The sequence below is a fragment of the Shewanella sp. A22 genome (assembly GCF_053850585.1).
Genome location: NZ_JBSQBN010000052.1, coordinates 1 through 16,484, shown reverse-complemented (window position 1 = coordinate 16,484; position 16,484 = coordinate 1). Strand labels below are relative to the sequence as shown.

Here is a 16,484-nt window from a genome sequence, read left to right as displayed (position 1 = left end):
GGTTGAAGTACCTGATATGATGTCTGACGTGAACAATAGATCTAATACCAATCCTATTAAATATGTGATCTTTCAGCGGGAGTTCAAAGAGCTGTAGGCAAGGCAGATGATTGAAGCGAATAGTGATCCTCGGTAACAAGCTCCTGCGTTACTCTACCTCCAGCATCTGACCGCCATGGAGGGTGGGAATGTCTTATTTTTTATGGAAAAAAATAGACTATGCCGTCGTATTTTGAAAGCATCTAACGAAGCATAAAGGACTTTGAAACCCGCCAGAATGGAGTCTCTCAGGTATTCCACTTCTGTGTTAAATCGATTTAAAAGGGAACAACCATTTCTACATCAATGTGCCTTGAATTGAATAACCTGAGAGACTCTGAACTGAGCAGATATTTAATGGGATTGGTATAATAACTCAAATACAAACCATTAGACGGGCTTACGCTGCACTTAGTTGTAGCGCTGACGGACAGTTTAACTGTATTGTTTGTCGCTCTTGGTGGCTTTATTTTGTTAATCATCATCCAGTTTCATTGCTTCTCTTATTTCATCGCTGGTAAATCCTTTTCGAGATAGATATGCAAATGCTTTTGACTTTTCTTTATAATCTAATAAGTTATAGAATTTTTTTGCCAGCTCCATTTTACAGCTTTGATAAAAATCCACTTCATTTGTTAGTATTAATTGATACAAGGTATCTTCAATGTTGCTCACATCAATTAGTCGTTGTTTAAGTTCTTGCTGTATGAGTTTTTTACCTTTGCCTTTTTTAAATAATTTGATGATTTCAGCGGTAAGATTAACATTGTCAGCTTTTACGGCTAATTTACTGCGCAGGGTTTCCTGTTGTGGGTGATGGGATAATGCGTGATCAATTTCTGCGCGAGAAAACCCTTTTGTGGTCATTTGGGAATAAACTTTCTCTTTATTAGTACCATCAAAATTAACATAGCGGCTTAGTAACCTCGATGAAGCCATCTCAAAGGTGTCGATGTTTTGTTCGTCCATTACGCGTTCTATTGCGGTGTCAATTTCTGTTACGGAAATACCGCGCTGTTGTAATTTACGTTTTATTGCGCCGATACCTATCTCGTTATTAAAAGCCTGTTCGCAATAGCGTACAGCAAAATCAAAATCACTTTTTACATAACCACCGTCTATGAGCCTGGTGAGTACAGTATCAATCCATTGTTGATTGTTTGTCTTTCGTTCGAGTTTGGTACGTATTTCATTAATGGTAAAGTCTTGCTGAGCAAGGTGCCAGTAGGCGCTATTAAATACGTTATCAATTGTTTTGGCTTGGCGAAGTGGTGAATGGGACATAAAAATCAATCTTAAATTAACATAACCAAAAGTAGTGTAGCAGCTCCTTTTACAATTAAGTAAGTGCTAGTGTGATTAATGGGTGTGAATAGTCATTAACAGCTAAAAGCCTGTTATCCATCTATAATGTTAATTCCTCCCCATGTAAGGCTTGAGCGTATTAACACCATATCGGCTTGGTTTATCAATTTTTCTCACCAAAATAGTGATGAATTTGAACTATGGTAGTCTTCAGTTCAGGGGGACCATGAACTCGTTACTATCGCTCAAGCCTTGCTACTGTTCAATATACAGCTGTTAACGCTTTGAGTTTTAAGTTATTAAATTTTTTGCCTTTGACAAACATTGCTAGCAATTTATTTAGGTTTTGACTAATATTCCAGCAATAATCGAGAAAGGAGTAATACGATGAAAGTGTGCGACATCATGACCCCCAATCCTGTTTGCATTAGCAATGAAGCAAGCCTTAAGGATGCCCACCAACTCATGCAAACTCGTAATGTACGACACTTGCCAGTTATTTCTGAGAAAAATGGTCAACTCATAGGCATGCTGACGCATAAAAAAATGATTGCCAGTGTATTAACTATGCTTAATAAATATGGGCAAGGGGCCTTAGACAGAAAAGAGCGTTATACCCCCATAGCCGATATTATGGATACACAAGTGCAAAAGTTAGGGATTGATGAGCCGCTTAGCATTGTCGTGCAATATTTTATTGACAATAAACTTGGTTGTTTGCCTGTAGTGGATGAGCAAAACAAAGTGCTTGGTATTGTCACTTCATCTGATTTTGTCAAATTGTGCCAGCGTTTATTGCTGACACAAAAGTAATTTTAGAATAATAAACAGCAAGGGGCGCCTAAGGATTAGGGGGCATTCTTGCTACCCATTTGGGAGCATTATGCAGCAGTTATAATAAGTATATTTTTGAAGTATAAAGCATCAATCATTAATTAGGCCGTTAGCCATGCAAGCGATTAAGGTTATATAATACCAATCTCATTAAATATGTGATCTTTCAGCGGGAGTTCAAAGTGCTGTAGGCAAGGCAGATGATTGAAGTGAATAGTGATTCTCGGTAACAAGCTCCTGCGTTACTCTACCTCCAGCATCTGACCGCCATGGATGGTGGGAATGTGTTATTTTTTATGGAAAAAAATAGACCATGCAGTCGTATTTTGAAAGCATCTAACGAAGCATAAAGGACTTTGAACCCCGCCAGAATGGAGTCTCTCAGGTATTCCATTTCTGTGTTACATCGATTTAAAAGGCAACAACCATTTCTACATCAATGTGCCTTGAATTGAAAAACCTGACAGACTCTGAACTGACCAGATATTTAATGGGATTGGTATAAGTAGCATAACGAATAAGATTTTAAGTATTATGTTTATACTATTCTCTCAAAAATGGAAATATTCTGGAATAGATATACTCACTCGCTACACGAGTGAGCTGATTTATCACCGTTATGGTTTTTTAGCCACAAAAAAGCCTGTAAGCATTTGATGCAAACAGGCTTTTTTATTTTTAATTTGGTCGGTATGAGAGGATTCGAACCTCCGACCCCTGACACCCCATGACAGTGCGCTACCGGGCTGCGCTACATACCGAATTTTATTAATGTTTCACAATACAGATACTTTAATCACATCTGTGAAATACCTCTTAGTTAGCCATAAGGCTTTGGGGTAGCTAAGAGGATATGCACTTTATCAACTGTAATTAGCGAGTGCAAGCAGTTAGTTATTAGCTGTTTATCAACTGATTATAAACTATCCGTTTACGGAAATGCTTATTTCGTCAGAGTTGCATATTTCTATATGTTTACACATGGTGGAACCGTTCAAACAATAATCATCCTATTGATTGTATAGTCTACGACCTTCACGCATGACTTGGATCAACTCTGGAGCGCTCATTTTTTTATCTAAGCGCTTTTTATAGTCTAAATCGTAAATACGGTATTTACCGAAACGATCTAGTACTGTTATTTCTGATTTTTGGTAAATAGCAAAGCGACGGCTGTCACCTATGTATACCCATGTTTCATTGTTAGGTTCTAACAAGCTGCGGCCTGAGCTGTAGTCTGTACTTGGATTGGTGCAACCTAACACGTGGCTCAGTAAGGTGGGTGCAATGCCATAATGGCTGGTGCGGTAGTTCACTTTATTTCCTTGGCTTTCTGGCCAATGAATAATGAGCGGAACTTTGACATTGCCTGGTGATAGGTCGCTACGTGCGTCACTGGTGTTACTGGTAAAAACTTGGCCGTAAGTGCCGGTGATCAGTACGACGGTATCATCACTAACATTACTGAGTAAGTTTGCCAGTTGATGATCAATAAAGTTTAGCGATTGACGATATTGGTTAAACAGTACTTTTTGCGCGGGTTTTAATATCATCTGCGGTTTAATCGTTTGTACACCTAAAAAGCCGACAGGGGTGTCGTAGTCTTTAGGCGCGGTAAGATTAACTAAGGCAAACCAAGGTTGTGTTTGCTTTGGTTGCCACGCATTTACTGCGTTTATGGTATTGATATCTGCATCGGCGCTGCCATTGTTGCCTTCACTAATATGAATGTTGATACCGTTAAACATCGCACTATTAGCGATATAGCTATCATTGTTAGGGGCAAACATAGCCAATTGATAACCTTGTTGTGCAAGGATGTTGGTTAGCATTGGGCTGGTGCTATCAAACTCTTTGCGATCGCTGTAATTACCTTGTAAACCATACATAAGGGTAAACATACTGGTATCAAAATCTGTACCGCCAGCATAATGATTCATAAAACGCTGATTGTTAATCCGGTACTGGCTTAAAAATGGCATTGTGACATTATCAACCATGTCTGCGCGCAAACTGTCTATGGAAATGACCATAATATTTGGCTGGCTGTCGGCTGTACATTGCATTGGGTTGATAGGGTAACTGAGTTTACGCGATTTAGCGCTACGTGATTCGGTAGACTGCATACTACTGTCTATGCCGTGATTTTCCATAAATGAGCGGGCCGTTGCTGGATATGATACAGGATAAGCATCGTCAAAACGGGTTACTTCAGTCATGTTGGTCGCGTCAGCCCAAATATGAAATAAGTGGCTACTAACAAAACAGATACCGACAAACAGTACTACTTTATTGCCCCATTGTTTTTTCTGAATTTTTTCGATGCGTTTCCACAAAAAGTTGGCCGCTGTTAATTCAATTATGACAATGACAATCGGGGTGACAATGTATGACGTACTGTGCAGCAAGGCGTTAAGATCTTGCCAAGCTAGGTCGAAGGCGAAAGGACTTAAATGGATACCGTAGTCGTCATAAATAATGGTGTCATACAGTAGGGTGTATAATCCGAGTGAGGCGATAAATGCGGCAAAGCCACGTAAAATTTTAGAATAAGGAAGCAGTAAGGTAATCGGGAAGATAAAAACTAAGTAACCAATAAAAGCCAAGAAGGTAAAATGGCCAATGGTGCTAATGGTAAGGTATGCCCAACCGATCACGGTTTCAGGGTAGCCTACACTGCCAATATATCGAGCGCCAATTAGCATCGCTAATATGCCATTAAAGAAGGCAAACCAGTGACCCCAATTAACTAAGCGTGACACTTTATCACGCGTCATTTGCTGCTTTTTGCGCTCGATCATGTTAACTCGTATTCCTACGTTATTATCACAGACTATTTCAGTGTAACTGATTGTTAGCGCTGGTGATAAATTTTATTTTACCGATTATTTTATCGACTGTGTTAATGCTTTGGCAAATTGCTCTGCGACCTGTTGGCGAGATTCATTTGGGACTTTTTTGTCGAGTAAATGAGTCACGCAGTTGCCTAACACCATTAAGCTTAAATCGGTTGGAGCTTGGTGCTTAGCCAGTACAGCAAGCAGCTCGCTGATAAGTGCTTCAACTTGGGTGTTTGTGTATTTCGATTGAATTGCCATAGTCAGAAAACGTCAATAAAGAATGAATTAGCTGCACATAATAACGGATTTGATGATTAATCGCCTCAAGTTTTATTGGGTCTATGCGAGGAATATTGTAAACCCTTGTTCGATTTATACGGTCGGTCTGATATCATTCTTTTAAAATTATCATCTGTGACCGACTAGGATTAACGAGGCTTATGAGTATTAGTATTGAACAAGCAATTATTCACGAGATTTCTCAAGATGGCCAAGGGCAAATGCACTGCCGTTTGCGCCCGCAACCATTATTGAATACTCACGCTGTTGAAACCATGTTGGAAGAGTTACACCAGACTTATTCTGGCAAAGCGGGTAAGGGCTTTGGTTTTTTTGGCACCCATGGTGATGATGGCGATGCTAATGATGCATTTTCTAACGCACTGACGGGTTACCGCAGTGGTGATTTAGGGTTTGTTGAGTTTACAGGTCAAGCGAGCCAACTATTACAACAAGAATTAGCTAAGTATGATTTTAGTCAAGGTGGCTTTTTGTTGATGTCTTGCTATACCAGCATGACCAGCGATTATTTATTTGTGGCGTTATTAAATGCCAAGTCATCGATGACGGTGTTAGATGATATGGAGTTGTCGCAAAACAACCATTTAGATTTAAACAACATTCAATTAGCGGCACGCATTGATTTAACCGAGTGGCAAGCTGACAAGAGTTCACGTAAGTATATTTCGTTTATTCGTGGTCGTGCTGGCCGTAAAGTGGCTGACTTCTTTTTAGATTTTATGGGTTGTGTTGAAGGTGTTAATACTAAAGCGCAAAATAAAACCTTGATCCATGCGGTTGAAGATTTTGTGGCAGGCAGTGAATTAACCAAAGATGAACGTCAAGAATGTCGTAATAAAGTATTTGAGTATTGTTCTGAGCGCGCCGATTTAGGCGATGTAATTGAAGTTAAAGATTTAGCCGATGAGTTAGCCGACTCTGGAATGGATTCTTTTTACGATTTTGCTTGTGGTGGCAGTTACGAGTTGGACGATGAGTTTCCAGCTGATAAAGCCAGCTTACGAAGCCTGAAGAAGTTTTCTGGCACAGGTGGTGGTGTCACGTTGAGCTTTGATGGCGGCCATTTAGGCGAACGCGTTATTTATGATCCTATCTCCGACACAATTTTAATTAAGGGTGTGCCAGCTAACTTGAAAGATCAATTAGATCGTCGCTTAAAAGGCGAATAACCACGGTGTCGTGTTGATGTTTATTGTGTTAAATAAGCGTCCGAAAAGGGCGCTTTTTTGTGATTGTTGACACCAATTTAGCGGTTACTGGTACGATTTTTAACTGTGTTACGGTTTTTTGCTTTTCATTAAGGTTTAGTTGAGTAAACTAGCGCCACTTTTTGAGCATTTTTGTTTGTTATGCCTGTGATGGTTTAACACACTTTGGGGGAGCGATGATCACTGCATACGCCTATCAAAATAGAGAATTAGTCACCACAGAGTTAAGTGTGGGCGATAAAGTGCCAGAATCGACTTTATGGTTGGACTTATTAAGACCCGACGATGAAGAGCGAGAATGGCTGAGTTTATTTTCTGCTGAAGAAGTGCCCGACGAAGAAGATATTAAAGAAATCGAGGCATCCGCCCGTTTTTATCAAAACCAAGACGGTTTACACATTAACTCGTTGTTTCCACAACGTGTGAGCTCAGATGTTCGTGCGGTAAACGTGTCGTTTAACTTACGTGCGCGCTTTTTATTGACCATTCGAGAAGAAGACGTAGGGCTGATCCGTTTGTTGCGTAACTATTTACGTTTAGGGCGATTAGATATCACGACTCCACAAGGTCTACTATTAGAATTGTTTAACCTAAAAGTAGATTATCTGTCTGACTTAATTGAAGATGTTTACAGCGTATTAGAAAATGTCGGCGAACAAGTGTTTAACGATGAAGAGCTGGATGATGTATTTAAGCTGATCACATTACAAGAAGATTCTAACGGTAAAATCCGCTTAAGTTTGTTGGATACTCAGCGTTCACTACGATATATGCAACGCTATTATCGCGACAGTTTGTCGGACGAGAATTTAAAAGATATTCGTGAGATGTTGTCGGATATTGAATCTTTGATGCCACATAGCCAATTTATTTTCGACAAATTACAATTTTTGTTGGATGCAGCGATGGGCTTCAGTGGGTTACAACAGAACAAAATTATTAAAATATTTTCGGTATCTGCTGTGGTATTTTTACCTCCCACATTGATTGCTAGCAGTTATGGAATGAATTTCCATATAATGCCTGAACTGGATTGGCGATTTGGCTATCCTATGGCGGTGGCCTTAATGTTAGCCAGTGCGGCTGGAACGTACTTTTTCTTTAAACGTAAAGGTTGGCTGTAAGACTATTCAATGTTTATCAACAAGCCATCTGCTATCAACTAGTGGCTTGTTGGTTGTTACTGCTTAACTCTGATTAAGTTTGACCAATCGCAAAACTGATTTTCTCTCGTGGGTTGAGATAAGCATGAATTTTTTCGGGTAAAGCTGCTGCTGGTAAGCTGCGAACAATGGTCATGTTTTCATCCTGAAGACTAATGATTGGAGCTAAGTCTTTTGGTACCAGTTGGTCATAAACCACAATGTTGGGGGACAATAGTTCTTGTAAATTCACTGACATGACCATGGCAAATTGACCACTAGACAGCTCAATAATGCTCCCTGGTGGATAAATCCCTAGCATTTTTATTAGTTTACTAATGTATTCTGAGTTCAGTTTTGATTTATAATTTTTGTACAATAAGCCTAAGGCAACACTTGGGGGCTTACCTTTTAGTTGGCGGGTCCCATTACATAAATTATCGTATTCATTTACCACAGCAATAAGCTGCGACAGTTTATCTAGCTTGTCTGCTTTCAGCCCTTGGGGGTAGCCGCTACCATCTAAAAATTCATGGTGATTTGCAATTAATGGTTTGGCTTCTTCAGGAAAGCTGTCAGCTAATTTTAAGAAGTTAATACTCATTAATGGATGTTGCTTGATAAAATTTTCTTCTGGTGTGGTTAATACCCCGCGTTTATTGAGAATACTACCTGGGACTTTTAATTTACCAATATCGTGAAACAAAGCCCCCAAACCAATCGTTTCTACCTCGTTACGGTTCCAGCCGAGTTCTTTAGCCATTAACATGCACATCATTGCGACGTTGAGAGAGTGATGATAGATGTGCTCATCTTCTTTTGCATCTCCCATAAGGTGTAGTGCTAAATTGTCATTATTGAGCAACATGTTGGTAATGTTGTTAATAAGATCTTTTGCTTCACTCACAGCATTGATAGGGCGACTGCTGATTTTTGATACCATTGAACGCATCATTGATACCGAGCGAATAAATTGTTGTTCTGTTTTTTTTAAGTTTCGTTTGAGTTTTTGTTGTTCATCAATTTTAGCCGACTTTTGAACAAGCATATTTTCTTTTAGCGTGGCAAGGGTTTGCTCATCTGTTTTAGTGGATGTTAGGTTCTCAGAGGTAGTGGGTTCGATGTCGCTTTTATCAGGGTCAAAGAAAACATCTTTTATGCCTAAACCTCTTATCAGTTCAATTTGAGCGGCGTCTTTGATTTTAAAGCTGCTAAACATAAATGGGTGGTCTTTCCATGAAACCGGCAAGCGGATAAATGTACCTACTTCAAGTTGTTCTACTGATATTTTTTGGTTTTTTTTCATAGTTAATGGGTAATTATTTTAAAGTACAACTTGCACTGTAAGCATAATAACAATTCTATTAATTATTTGATTGTTCACATAACGAATGGAATTGGTATAACCCTTTACAGCCTCTTTAATTGCGTGGCAGCATACTACTATAATTTTATAAATAATAGTTACCTTACAATGGATTTTATTGAAGTATACCCTAATGCGATTAGTGATGACTTATGTGACCGCTTAATTGCTGCATTTAATGCACATCCTAGTGTTGCACCTGGTCAAACAGGTTTTGGTGTGGATACCGAAAAAAAACGTAGTCGTGATTTAATGTTAGATGCTTTTGATGATTTAGCCGAATTAAAAAATGAATTACTCAGTGTAACATTAACGCATGTTACTGATTATTTAACTCAGTATTCATTATGCCTCATGGGCGCAGTGTCAGTGCAGGTGGCCGATCAAAATGGTCAACCTCAGACCTTAACACCCACTAATTTCGATAAATTAGGTCGGCCAAGAGCGACTGCACTAACTCAGTATTTGTATCGCAGTGGTACAATTAACGTGCAACACTATCAGCAAGGTGTGGGGGGATACCCTCATTGGCATTCAGAACAGTTCCCACAAAATGGCCACAATGAAGCTTTGCATCGTGTAGCGTTATATATGTTTTATTTGAATGATGTGAAAGAGGGGGGGGAAACTGAGTTTTATTATCAACAGCGTAAAATAAGCCCTAAAAAAGGGACTATGGTAATTGCACCTGCCAGCTTTACCCACAGTCATCGTGGTAATATACCCATTAGCAACGATAAGTATATTGCTACCTCGTGGATTATGTTTAATCGCGCTGAGCAGCTTTATGCGCCGTTAAGTGAGTGATTACTCTAGAGCTACATTTGTTATTGCATGATTGTTACTTGTCTTTATGTATTGACGGAAGTTGAATAACAAATGCTGCGCCACCGAGTTTACTGGTATTAATGGTCATTTTACCGCCATAACTGCTAACAAGCTCATGACATACTGCTAGACCAATTCCTTGGCCGGTTGATTGTGTGTCGGCTCTTATTCCTCGTTGAATTATTTTTTGTTTAACGGCCTCATCGACGCCTAGGCCATCATCTTCTACGCTGAGCCGGATGGTATTAGTGTTAAGCTCATGAGCGCTGACCAATACTTTATTTGTACATAAACGAAAAGCATTTTCCATTAAATTGCCTAGCAACTCCATGATATCGCCCTTACTAAGTGGTAATAACAATGCTGGAGGTACGTTTAGGGTGAATATGATGTGTTTGTCGTGGTAAATTTTATCGAGCATTTGCGCCAGTTGTTGGGCTATTGGTGCTACAGTCGTTTGCTGCCGGCGGATCCCTTGTTGGCCTAACATGGCGCGTTTGAGTTGATATTGAACGAGATGGTCCATGTCGTTTATTTGTTCTAATATTTTTTGATGTTGTTGTTGGCTATCTAATGAATCGTCGTCAATGATGGCTATACTGGCTGCAAGACGTGTTTTTAAGCTATGAGCCAGATCATTTATGGCATTTTGGTAACGAGTTTGACGTTGATCTGTTTGGTGCATCAGATGATTTAACGCCGTTACTATGCCTTGGAGCTCAACAGGATAGTCTTGTGATAGGCTGTTTTTAGTACCTTGTTGTAATTGGTTTAACTCTTGTTTTAACTGGCTTAAGGGCCTCATTCCCCAATAGGCTGCACTTATCAATAATAATAGTGCGACGGCCATCACCATTGCTAATCTGAAATATGTTAGTCGGTTAAATTGGTTCAACTCATGTTTTAATGCTGCTGCGTCTTTTAAAATCAATAAATGATACATTTCTGCGTCAACATCAATGGTTAGCAAGTAAGCAAAGTAGCTTTGGCTACCGCTAAAATTGAGGTAAAACGGCGGTAAATCATCTTTGATCTCTACATATTGCTCGCAAATATTATTCAACATTAAGCTTATTGCATAGTCAGATCGCCATAAGGTGTTATAGCGGCTGTTACAAGTGGCCATAATGTACTGCGTTTCAACGTCATCTCCTTCACGGGCTTGGGTGATGGGGATTAAATTGTTCTCGCGAAATTCGGCAGCAATAATGGGTAATTGGGCGATTAAGGCGCTGGTGGTTTGGTTATAGCGGTTTTGAGCATGTAGTAAGGTAATTAACCAAGCAAGACCAAGCCCTACTAACGCAATAATGGTTAATGAGGTTAGGAACATTCTGGTGAGTAGGCGCTTTTTAGGCCGATATATTAGTCGCATGGGTGATTAAATTTATATCCTTGGCCACGAAGAGTTACTATTGGCTCTGCTATTCCGCCTTGGGCCAACTTTTTTCTTAACCGACTTATCATGACTTCGATAGTATTCGGATCACCTTCTTTGTCTGCATAGACCACATCGAGTAAACGTTGTTTAGCGATAACTTCATGACAATGACGCATTAAGTATTCTAATATCTGGTATTCAAAAGCGGTGACATCTAGGGGGCTTTTGTTAAGTGTGACCTGTTTGGCGGCTAGATCAAGTTGCAGCGTGCCACTTGTAATCATCGGTCGGGTAAAGCCACTGCTGCGACGAACAAGTGCGTCAAGTCTGGCGATGAGTTCTTCTTTTTGAAAAGGTTTGATTAAGTAATCGTCTGCCCCAGCATTGAGACCTTCGACTTTATCTTGCCAGGTTAATCTTGCTGTTAAAACAAGAATAGGCATTTTTATTTGTGCATTTCGTAGCGCCGTGATTAAGCTTATCCCATCTTGGTCGGGCAGGCCTAAATCGACAATGGCAGCGTCGATGGGGTAATTAGTCGCTTGATAAAACCCTTCTTTAGCGGTCATCGCGACTTGTACTTGATTACCTTGGGCTGATAATTGAACTTGTAAGTGATGCGACAAAATAGGGTCATCTTCAATTACCAATATTCGCATAATTCATCCTTGTTAAGCCGTGACCATCTAATATCAATCTCATTAAATATCTGGTCAGTTCAGAGTCTCTCAGGTTTTTCAATTCAAGGCACATTGATGTAGAAATGGTTGTTGCCTTTTAAATCGATGTAACACAGAAGTGGAATACCTGAGAGACGCCATTCTGGCGGGTTTCAAAGTCCTTTATGCTTCGTTAGATGCTTTCAAAATAGAATCACTATTCGCTTCAATCATCTGCCTTGCCTACAGCACTTTGAACTCCCGCTGAAAGATCACATATTTAATAGGATTGATATTAAATGATAGTTAACATGTGCTAATTGATAGTACCTGATAAGTTGGAGTGGTTGAAGAATAGGTAAACGAATTAGTGGAATATAAATTGATGTTTACAATTGAAACGGCGTTAAGCTTAGTTTTTAGCTCCTAGGTTAACATCGTGTTAGCTAATCGAGTATCAGGTACGTTAGAATAGCGATATAGACCAACTACTCCTAAGATTGAGATGAAACTAACACATATATTATTCGCGAGCTTATTAAGTTTGTTTTCGACGTTTGCATTTAGTGCCACTTTTACGTTCACCGCGATACCTGATGAAGATGAAAGCCAACTCCGCACTCGCTTTGATAAGGTTGCAGTTTATTTATCGGAGCAATTGGGTGTGGAAGTGAAGTATATCCCAGTAAAGTCATACTCTGCTGCAGTAACGGCATTTCGTAACAACCAAGTACAGCTAGCATGGTTTGGGGGTTTATCTGGAGTACAGGCGCGTCGTTTAGTGCCCGGTTCAGAAGCCATAGCACAAGGTTTTGAAGACCAATTTTTTAAAAGTTATTTGATTGCCCATCATTCTACAGGCCTTGTGCCATCTGAAAATTTTCCTTCACTTGACCATTATACCTTTACGTTTGGTTCTAAAGATTCGACCTCAGGCCGTTTGATGCCGCAGTATTTTATTGAAAAAAATACAGGCAAGCCAATTGAGAACATTGTTAAACGCATTGGTTTTTCTGGTGACCATAGCCGTACCATTAGCCAAGTTGAAGCTGGCGTTTATCAAGTTGGCGCAGTGAATTATAAAGTATGGGACACCGCTGTCGAAAAAGGTGAGGTGGATACCAACAAGGTAAAAGTGATTTGGCAAAGCCCGACTTATCCTGATTATCAATGGACCGTTCATTCTGGCGTAGATAATGATTTTGGTACTGGCTTTAAAGATAAGCTAACTAAAACGTTAATTGGCATGACTGATAAGGATTTATTGGCGAGTTTTCCACGTGAATCTTTTGTGCCTGCCCAAAATAGTGATTATGAACCGATTGAGCGAGTGGCTAAAGCCATTGGAATGATCGATTAATGTTGTCGCTGGTTGATGTTGATTTAGGTTATAAGCAACAGATTATATTACCTAAAATTAATTTGTCATTGAATGCTAATGAGCATGTGGCTATTTTAGGTCCTTCTGGCGCGGGTAAAACCACGCTATTGCATCATTTGTATCAACAATTGTCTCAACAAACGTGTTTGTGCTCTCAAGCCCAAGGACTAGTCGATAACCTGTCTATTTATCATAATGTGTTTATTGGTGGGTTAGCGCGCTATTCTCGTTGGTACAACTTGGCTAATTTATTGCTTCCGTTTAATAAGCCGCAACAGCAAATCGCTGCTATTTGCCAGCAACTTGAACTCACAGTGCCTTTGCAACAGAAAGTCAGCGAGTTGTCCGGTGGTCAACGTCAACGTGTGGCATTAGCCAGAGCGTTATTTCAACAACAGTCTGTGTTTATGGGTGACGAGCCTTTTTCTGCCTTAGATCCGCTAATGGGGTTACGGTTGTTAAATTTGATTAAGCAAACACATCGGAGTGTAATTTGTGTTTTGCATGATGCCGAACTGGCGTTAGCACACTTTGACCGAGTTATTGTCATTAGCGATGGCAAAGTGGCCTTAGATGATCATGCCGACCAATTAACTCTGACTCATTTGTCGCAACATTATGTATTAGCTGATATTGCAAATAATGCAGTCATTTAGATATGAACCTATTGATGTGACGGATTATAGTGTTAGTTACTCACCTTTCCTTATTCCATTGTTATCCTTCTTATTATGCCTAAAACCATGACCTTTGGTGGGTTCTCTTTTGTGGGCCACTGGCAGAAAATCACCCTGTTACTTTTACTGATCGTATCCGTATGTTGGTTTTTTGCTGATACCGAAGTGATTGCTCTCGAGCCTTGGATGGAACTAAGGCGAATGGGACTGGGATTTATTCATCCTGATTTTTTCGCGACAGAGTATTTGCTTGACGCCTTGTGGCAAACCATTAGTTTTGCATTGCTTGGGATTACTTTTGGGTTGCTATTAGGCTTTCCATTAGCACTGTGGTATCAGCATCCGTTGATTGCGGCAATGTGTGCGTTTATTCGTGCCATCCATGAGATATTTTGGGCGTTAATATTTTTACAAATATTTGGTTTATCTGCTATCACAGGTGTTCTCGCCATCGCCCTTCCATACGCTGCCACATTTGCCCGAGTATTTGCAGATATATTACAACAAGCACCGCTGCATACCTTGTTTTCATTGCCCAAGGGCACTGATAGATTCTCGGCATTTATGTATGGCCGCTGGATGCATATGTATCCGCAGATTGTCGATTATATTCGTTATCGTTTTGAGTGTGCGCTTCGTAGTAGTGCGGTGTTGGGATTTATTGGTATGCCGACATTAGGCTTTTATTTAGAGTCGGCTTTTCGCCAAGGTCATTATGAGCAAGGTGGCGCGTTACTCATCTTATTTGTGCTATTAATTGGTAGTATTCGTTTTTGGGCTAAACCGATAATGTTGTGGTTATATTTACCGTTAGCAGTGTACTTTTTGCCGTCTATTCCATCTATTGACGGGCAACTTATTTGGCGTTTTATCAGTGTTGATATTTTTCCGCCTATGCTTCAAGGACATCCATTATCTACTTGGTTTGAAATTGATAATTTGTCCAAGTTATTTGACTGGAGTTATGCATTAATTAGCCAACAGGTTTTTCCAGGGATGATTGCAACCTTAGTGTTAGCTTTTTGTGCTTTGGGCTTAACACATGTGTTCACGTTAGTGTTGTTGCCTTTTAATACTCGCCTGATGATGCCAAAAGTGGTTATTTTGATTATGCGAGTTGTGAATTTAATATTACGTTCATTGCCAGAATATTTATTGGCCTTTGTATTTATGATGTTATTGGGGCCTTCCATGTTGCCTGCTATTATCGCATTAGCATTACATAATAGCGGTCTAATGGTATTTTTAATGGCTCGTCATGCAGACAGCGTTAATGTACCACTGACGTATAAGCCAAAAATTGCACACTACAGTTATCTGGTTATGCCGGTCATTTATCCACACTTTATGGGATTGTTGTTTTACCGTTTTGAAGTGATTATCCGTGAAACTGCCATTTTAGGTATGCTTGGAGTCATGACATTAGGGTTTTATGTGGACAGTAATTTTTCTGAAATTCGCTTTAGTGGGGCTTTATTACTATTAGTTTTCACTGCAGGGTTAAATGTTGTGGTGGATTATTTTGCTCGTCGTTTATTGCGTAATCCCCGTAACCGCTTGCAAGCCTGTTAGTTTTTTTATTAACATTTCGGTTGCTTATGGTTCTTTTTCCGTTCGACCTTGTTCGCACTTGTATAGCTAAAATGGCAAACTTAGAATTGACTGAGAATGTGCTCAATAACATTACTGGCAATGGTGAGTGCTACAGCAATAAAGATAATCCCTACCAGTAAATCAATGATGGTATTGGCTGCAAGTAATTTCTGTTGTATCTGAGGCTTTGATAAGATAAGCGCCAGCAAACCAAACCAAATTAACGATAAAACAAATAATAATACTGCTGCAGCAATTTTAGTTGAATAATTTACCTGTGGAGTAATCAATACTGAAAACAGTGTGATAAAAAATATCAGTGCTTTTGGGTTGAGTAAGTTGGTATATAAACCCACTTTAAAGCCTTTGATTGAGGATATTGCCCCTGCTTGTGGTGATGTCTGTTGAGTCGATGTCATGTTTGAAGTACAACGCTTATTGATCAGGTTAGTTGTTGCTGATTTGAGTGCACCATACCCCATCCAAGCCAAGTAACTACTGCCAATCAGTTGAACTGCCATAAAAGCAATGTGGGACTGTTGGATCATTACACTGATCCCCATCAAAGATAGTAAGGTGTGAACCAAAATGGCGACGGCAATACCTAAAGCGCAATAAAGTGCAGTTAACCGTGTTTGCTGTGTCGCCATTTTTACGATAATAGCAAAGTCTGGTCCAGGGCTCATTAATGCGACCATGTGAATAACCGCGAGACCTGCCAATAACGTCATGTCCATATTTAATCCATTTTTATCCGTTTAACTGGCGAAATTGTGTGGCTATATGTGTGAGAGCTTATATTACACCAATCTCATTAAATATCTGGTCAGTTCAGAGTCACTCAGGTTTTTCAATTCAAGGCACATTGATGTAGAAATGGTTGTTGCCTTTTAAATCGATGTAACACAGAAGTGGAATACCTGAGAGACTC

Annotated in this window: 14 protein-coding genes and 1 tRNA gene; 7 read left to right on the top strand and 8 right to left on the bottom strand. The window is 39.7% G+C overall.

All coding sequences use genetic code 11. The annotated features are described in order from the left end of the window. Positions 1-513: 513 nt before the first annotated feature. The gene (locus tag ACWXWT_RS11055; RefSeq protein WP_456041638.1) at positions 514-1,323 is read right to left on the bottom strand and encodes a RecX family transcriptional regulator; all 810 of its coding nucleotides are present in this window, start codon (positions 1,321-1,323) and stop codon (positions 514-516) included. Between the two features lie 408 nt (positions 1,324-1,731). Between ACWXWT_RS11055 and ACWXWT_RS11050 the strand changes: the two genes are divergently transcribed. After that, positions 1,732-2,157 (top strand): CBS domain-containing protein, encoded by a 426-nt coding sequence (locus ACWXWT_RS11050; protein ID WP_456041637.1) that lies wholly within the window; start codon positions 1,732-1,734, stop codon positions 2,155-2,157. Positions 2,158-2,862: 705 nt separating this feature from the next. On the opposite strand, the gene ACWXWT_RS11045 is transcribed toward ACWXWT_RS11050, so the two are convergent. The 3 genes from ACWXWT_RS11045 to ACWXWT_RS11035 all read right to left on the bottom strand — a co-directional run bounded on the left by ACWXWT_RS11045 (position 2,863) and on the right by ACWXWT_RS11035 (position 5,276). Further along, a tRNA-Pro gene (locus tag ACWXWT_RS11045) sits at positions 2,863-2,939 on the bottom strand. Between the two features lie 249 nt (positions 2,940-3,188). Further along, positions 3,189-4,979, bottom strand: coding sequence for a DUF3413 domain-containing protein (locus ACWXWT_RS11040; protein ID WP_456041636.1), 1,791 nt, complete (start codon positions 4,977-4,979; stop codon positions 3,189-3,191). 84 nt (positions 4,980-5,063) lie between these two features. Continuing rightward, a complete protein-coding gene (locus ACWXWT_RS11035; protein WP_238103244.1) occupies positions 5,064-5,276 on the bottom strand; it encodes a YejL family protein in 213 nt (70 codons plus the stop codon). A 182-nt stretch (positions 5,277-5,458) separates the two neighbouring features. Between ACWXWT_RS11035 and yejK the strand changes: the two genes are divergently transcribed. Further along, positions 5,459-6,487 carry a nucleoid-associated protein YejK gene (gene yejK / locus ACWXWT_RS11030; protein WP_456041635.1) on the top strand — a complete coding sequence of 343 codons (1,029 nt, stop codon included), beginning with the start codon at positions 5,459-5,461 and terminating at the stop codon, positions 6,485-6,487. Positions 6,488-6,702: 215 nt separating this feature from the next. Next, entirely contained in the window at positions 6,703-7,650 is a 948-nt protein-coding gene (corA, locus tag ACWXWT_RS11025) for a magnesium/cobalt transporter CorA (protein ID WP_456041634.1), read from the top strand. Between the two features lie 73 nt (positions 7,651-7,723). Here corA and ACWXWT_RS11020 read toward each other — a convergent pair whose 3' ends face one another. Then, positions 7,724-8,974, bottom strand: coding sequence for an HD-GYP domain-containing protein (locus tag ACWXWT_RS11020; protein WP_456041633.1), 1,251 nt, complete (start codon positions 8,972-8,974; stop codon positions 7,724-7,726). 168 nt (positions 8,975-9,142) lie between these two features. Between ACWXWT_RS11020 and ACWXWT_RS11015 the strand changes: the two genes are divergently transcribed. Then, the gene (locus tag ACWXWT_RS11015; protein ID WP_456041632.1) at positions 9,143-9,841 is read left to right on the top strand and encodes a 2OG-Fe(II) oxygenase; all 699 of its coding nucleotides are present in this window, start codon (positions 9,143-9,145) and stop codon (positions 9,839-9,841) included. 34 nt (positions 9,842-9,875) lie between these two features. Here the strand turns inward: ACWXWT_RS11015 and ACWXWT_RS11010 are convergent, their stop codons facing one another. Continuing rightward, positions 9,876-11,237 carry an ATP-binding protein gene (locus ACWXWT_RS11010; protein ID WP_456041631.1) on the bottom strand — a complete coding sequence of 454 codons (1,362 nt, stop codon included), beginning with the start codon at positions 11,235-11,237 and terminating at the stop codon, positions 9,876-9,878. Beyond that, complete coding sequence (locus ACWXWT_RS11005) at positions 11,228-11,902, bottom strand: response regulator (RefSeq protein ID WP_456041630.1); 675 nt, start codon at positions 11,900-11,902, stop codon at positions 11,228-11,230. The genes ACWXWT_RS11010 and ACWXWT_RS11005 overlap by 10 nt, the downstream gene beginning before the upstream one ends. A 505-nt stretch (positions 11,903-12,407) precedes the next feature. Here ACWXWT_RS11005 and ACWXWT_RS11000 point away from each other — a divergent pair. The 3 genes from ACWXWT_RS11000 (at position 12,408) to ACWXWT_RS10990 (ending at position 15,532) form a co-directional block, all read left to right on the top strand. Continuing rightward, on the top strand, positions 12,408-13,262 hold the full coding sequence (locus ACWXWT_RS11000; protein WP_456041629.1) for a putative selenate ABC transporter substrate-binding protein: 855 nt from the start codon (positions 12,408-12,410) through the stop codon (positions 13,260-13,262). Continuing rightward, positions 13,262-13,939, top strand: coding sequence for an ATP-binding cassette domain-containing protein (locus ACWXWT_RS10995; protein ID WP_456041627.1), 678 nt, complete (start codon positions 13,262-13,264; stop codon positions 13,937-13,939). Before ACWXWT_RS11000 ends, ACWXWT_RS10995 begins: the two co-directional genes overlap by 1 nt. A gap of 75 nt (positions 13,940-14,014) precedes the next feature. Next, on the top strand, positions 14,015-15,532 hold the full coding sequence (locus tag ACWXWT_RS10990; protein WP_456041626.1) for a PhnE/PtxC family ABC transporter permease: 1,518 nt from the start codon (positions 14,015-14,017) through the stop codon (positions 15,530-15,532). An 80-nt stretch (positions 15,533-15,612) separates the two neighbouring features. Here ACWXWT_RS10990 and ACWXWT_RS10985 read toward each other — a convergent pair whose 3' ends face one another. Then, positions 15,613-16,290, bottom strand: a complete 678-nt coding sequence (locus tag ACWXWT_RS10985) for a LysE family translocator (protein ID WP_456041625.1) — start codon at positions 16,288-16,290, stop codon at positions 15,613-15,615. Between the last annotated feature and the right edge of the window lie 194 nt (positions 16,291-16,484).